The sequence below is a fragment of the Nonomuraea sp. NPDC001684 genome, assembly GCF_053596515.1.
In genome coordinates this window covers 1-1837 of sequence record NZ_JBSFGJ010000825.1, presented here as the reverse complement: position 1 = coordinate 1837, position 1837 = coordinate 1, and the positions used below count along the sequence as shown (strand labels likewise).

The 1837-nt window shown below is 75.7% G+C and carries 1 protein-coding gene and 1 pseudogene; both read left to right on the top strand.

Going from position 1 to position 1837, the window contains the following annotated elements; all coding sequences use genetic code 11:
- Positions 1 to 250, top strand: a pseudogene (locus tag ACWCSD_RS52215) (amino acid permease); the annotation flags it as partial.
- A 141-nt stretch (positions 251 to 391) separates the two neighbouring features.
- Positions 392 to 1576 (top strand): SGNH/GDSL hydrolase family protein, encoded by a 1185-nt coding sequence (locus ACWCSD_RS52210; RefSeq protein ID WP_449927301.1) that lies wholly within the window; start codon positions 392 to 394, stop codon positions 1574 to 1576.
- Positions 1577 to 1837 lie beyond the last annotated feature (261 nt).

The window sequence follows — 1837 nt, the reverse complement described above, 5'->3', positions numbered from 1 at the left end:
GCTCGTCTACTGCCAGACCCGGCTGCGCGCCACCGGGCACCGCTCGGCGTTCCCGATGCCGGGCTCGCCGTACACCAACTGGCTGACGCTCGGGTTCCTGGTGCTGGTGATCCTGCTGATGCCGTTCGCCGACCGCGATCAGCGGGTGGCCTTCTTCCTCATCCCGGCCCTGGTCGCGGGCATCGCGCTCGGCTGGCTGGTGGTACGCCGCCGCCGCCGGACGCGGGAGGCCGCGCGGGAGGCGGGTTAGTCTCGTCCGGGCAGGAGTCGCCGCTCGGGGGAGGCCACACTGGACAAGCTGGACGACACACTCGATCCCGCGCTCGGCCGGGCGGCGACCGCCGTCCCCGCCACCGAGCCACCGGACACCACCGGGCCCGAGCCCGCCACCATGTCCGCCACCGTGTCCGCCACCATGCCCCTCACCGTGTCCGCCGCCGAGCCCGACACCGGGCCCGTCACTGAGCCCGACACCGGGCCGTCCGGCGTGCCCGCCGTCGAGCCGTTGGCGCGGGTCGGGGTCGGGGCGGAGCGGCGGGGGCGGGGGCGGCAGGGGTGGCGGGTCGCGGCGGCGGCAGCGGCGGTGGGTGCCGCGCTCGCGCTGATCGGCGTGCCGCTGGGCGTCTACCCGAAGCTCGCCTGCGCCGTGCTCTCCCCCGGCTGCGGGCCGCTCCAGGAGCCGCGCGGCGACCTGCCGCGGCTGACCCGGCTGACGCCCGTCCAGGCCGCGCTGAGCGGCACGTACGTCGCGCTCGGCGACTCCTACTCCTCCGGCGAGGGCGTCTACGAGCAGGACGCCGGCCCGGTCAACGACGGCGCCGACCGCTGCCACCGCGCCCGCGGCTCCTACGTCCCGCTGGTGGCGAAGGCGCACCCGTTCACCGGCGGCAGCGCCTTCTACGCCTGCAGCGGCGCCACCACCCGCCAGCTCCTGTCCGGCCAGTACGGCCAGCGGCCCCAGATCACCCGGGTCGGCCCGTCGGCCAGCCTGGTGACCCTGAGCATCGGCGGCAACGACGCCGGGTTCACCGACGTCCTGACCGGGTGCATCGTCAAGCTGCCCTGGTCGTCGGCCTGCGTCGACCAGGACGCCACGGTCGCCCGGCGCATCGCCGAGCTGCGACCCAGCCTGACCAGGGTGCTCGGCGAACTGCGCGCCCGCGCGCCGGGGGCCCGGGTCATCGTCCTCGGCTATCCCAGGCCGTTCCCCGCCTCGCCCGTCCGCACGGTCGACAACCTGAGCGTGGCCGACCAGCGGTGGCTCAACACCGTCACGCGCAAGCTCAACGACACGGTGGGCGCCGTCACGGCCGAGCACGACCGCGGCCTGGCCGGCCTCGGCGCCCCCGGCAGCGTCGAGTACGTCGACGCCTACGAGGCGTTCACGGGCCACGAGGCCGGCACGCCGCAGCCGTACCTCAACAGCCTGGCCGTGGACATGGACCCGCTGACCGTCAACGCCCGCAGCTTCCACCCCACCGGCGACGGCTACCGCCGCTTCGCCGAGCTGATCAACCAGCAGATCGCCACCGGCCCCGGCCGCCCGCTGCACAACTACCGCCTCACCACCCCCTGAGCCGCGAGCGTCCCGCCCCGGCCTCACCGACACCCATCCCGACTGCCCCCTGCACGACGTCCAGCTCGAAGCTCCTGATCCGCGAGCGGGCGGCCCGCCCGCGGCTCGGAGACGGCCCGCCCGCGGCTCAGGGGTGGCTCGGTTATGGGCTCAGCGGCGGGCGCGTTCCTCGGCCAGGTGGAGGCCCGCCTCGATGACGGCGTTCATCACCGCCGCCAGCCGCTCCTCCCCCAGCTGGTGGCGCGGATGGCGACGCGGGCG

Excerpts from the sequence above, each read along its gene's own strand:
- ACWCSD_RS52210 (WP_449927301.1), top strand. The coding sequence starts at position 392 with ATGTCCGCCACCGTGTCCGCCACCATGCCCCTCACCGTGTCCGCCGCC.